This is a genomic window from Thiohalophilus sp. (assembly GCF_031581315.1).
In the GTDB taxonomy this organism is placed as follows: Bacteria; Pseudomonadota; Gammaproteobacteria; order UBA6429; family Thiohalophilaceae; genus Thiohalophilus.
This window is the reverse complement of record NZ_JAVLAZ010000008.1, coordinates 20,230-22,095: the sequence shown is the minus strand read 5'-3', so window position 1 is coordinate 22,095 and position 1,866 is coordinate 20,230. Positions and strand designations below refer to the sequence as shown.

Annotated in this window: 2 protein-coding genes; both read left to right on the top strand. The window is 57.8% G+C overall.

Annotated elements, in window-relative coordinates; translation table 11 throughout:
- Nucleotides 1–1,025 (top strand): NnrS family protein (locus RI563_RS01985; protein ID WP_310692667.1); only part of this gene is annotated, 1,025 nt, incomplete at its 5' end.
- A gap of 43 nt (nucleotides 1,026–1,068) precedes the next feature.
- Entirely contained in the window at nucleotides 1,069–1,860 is a 792-nt protein-coding gene (locus RI563_RS01980) for a dienelactone hydrolase family protein (RefSeq protein ID WP_310692666.1), read from the top strand.
- Nucleotides 1,861–1,866 lie beyond the last annotated feature (6 nt).

The window sequence follows — 1,866 nt, the reverse complement described above, 5'->3', positions numbered from 1 at the left end:
CTTTCTGGCACAGCCATGAGTTGTTATTCGGTTATACCACAGCTGTGATTGCAGGATTTTTGTTAACCGCCGTACGCAACTGGACCGGGTTGCCAACCCTGACAGGCGTACCCTTGATGTTGCTGGCATTGCTCTGGCTGGCCGGCCGCCTGGCCATCGCCTCGGCAGCGCTGCTTCCGGCACCACTGGTACTGATTGTGGATGTGGCCTTTTTGCCGGTTCTGGCACTGGCGATCGCCGTGCCGTTATGGCGCACCCGACAAATGCCGAACCTGCTGATGTTTGTCAGCCTGCTGGGTTTGATGACGGTGGCCAACCTGCTGACTCACCTGGAGCATGCATTGATCGGACCGCTGGCCGGGTCCGGTATCCAGATGATGGTTTTTCTGATCATGATCCTCATCGCCGTCATGGCCGGGCGGGTGGTGCCGTTTTTCACCGAACGGGGTATCGGCGGAATCAAGCTCAAACAAAATCTCTGGCTGGAACGGCTGGGTGTGCTCTCCCTGATAGCGTATGCACTGGTGGCCTGGTGGCAGCCGGCGAGTCCCGTCGGTATCTGGCTGGCGGCCGTGGCATTCGTGCTCAACGCGTTGCGCTGGTGGCGCTGGCACCATCCGGGGTTGTGGCGGGTTCCCATGTTGTGGGTGTTGCATCTGGCCTATCTGTGGCTGGTACTGAGTCTGTTGTTCGCCGTGCTTGCCGGCCTGGGCTGGGTCCCGGCGATCGTTGAGGTCCATGCCTTTACGGTTGGGACGCTGGGGCTGATCACCCTGGGCATGATGACCCGGGTCAGTCTGGGCCATAGCGGACGTACGATTGGCGCATCGCGGGTGACGACGATTGCGTTTATCTGTCTCCTGCTGGCGGCCATCATCCGGGTCGTCGGTGGCATCCTGGGGGGAAGCGGCTATAGTGACAGCATTGTGGCCTCGGCCGCATTCTGGCTGGTTGCGTTTGGCCTGTTTGTGATTGAGTATATACCGATACTGATCAAACCCCGGGTCGATGGTCAACCGGGTTAAAGTGACGATCGGAACCGATAATCCAGAATAAAAGGAGTGGAGAATGAAACGGAACCATATTTGGCTGACAGGTCTGTTGTTACTGGTTGTCTCGGGTGCCCAGGCCGCCCTGCAAACAGAAACCGTGACCTATCGCGATAACGGCACTGAAATGAAAGGTTACTTTGCCTATGATGACAGCATCGAGGGCGAACGTCCCGGGGTGCTGGTCGTGCATGAATGGTGGGGCCACAATGAGTATCCCCGCGAGCGGGCTCGCATGCTGGCCAAAGAAGGGTATGTGGCCTTTGCTCTGGATATGTACGGTGAAGGCAAAACCGCCGATCACCCCGATACGGCTGGCAAGTTTGCCGGTGAAGTCCGCAAGAACATGGATGTGGCCGAATCCCGTTTCCTTGCCGCTCTGGAGCAACTGAAAAACCATCCCATGACCGAGGACGATGACATTGCCGCGATCGGTTACTGCTTCGGCGGTGGTGTGGTGCTGGAAATGGCCCGTCGCGGTGTCGATATCGACGGTGTTGCCAGTTTCCACGGCAGCCTGGGAACTGATAGCCCGGCCAAACCGGGTGAGGTAGAGGCGAGTATCCGGGTCTATAACGGGGCGGTGGATCCGTTCGTCAAAGCCGAAGCTATCGAGAGTTTCAAACAGGAGATGGACGCCGCCGGCGCGGACTATCAGTTTATTAACTATCCCGGCGCCAAACACAGCTTCACCAATCCCGGTGCGGATGAAAACGGTGAAAAGTTCGGCCTGCCCCTGGCCTATAACAAAGCAGCTGACAAGAAGTCCTGGGCGGATATGCTGGAGTTCTTCGACGAAATCTTTGACTGACGCCTG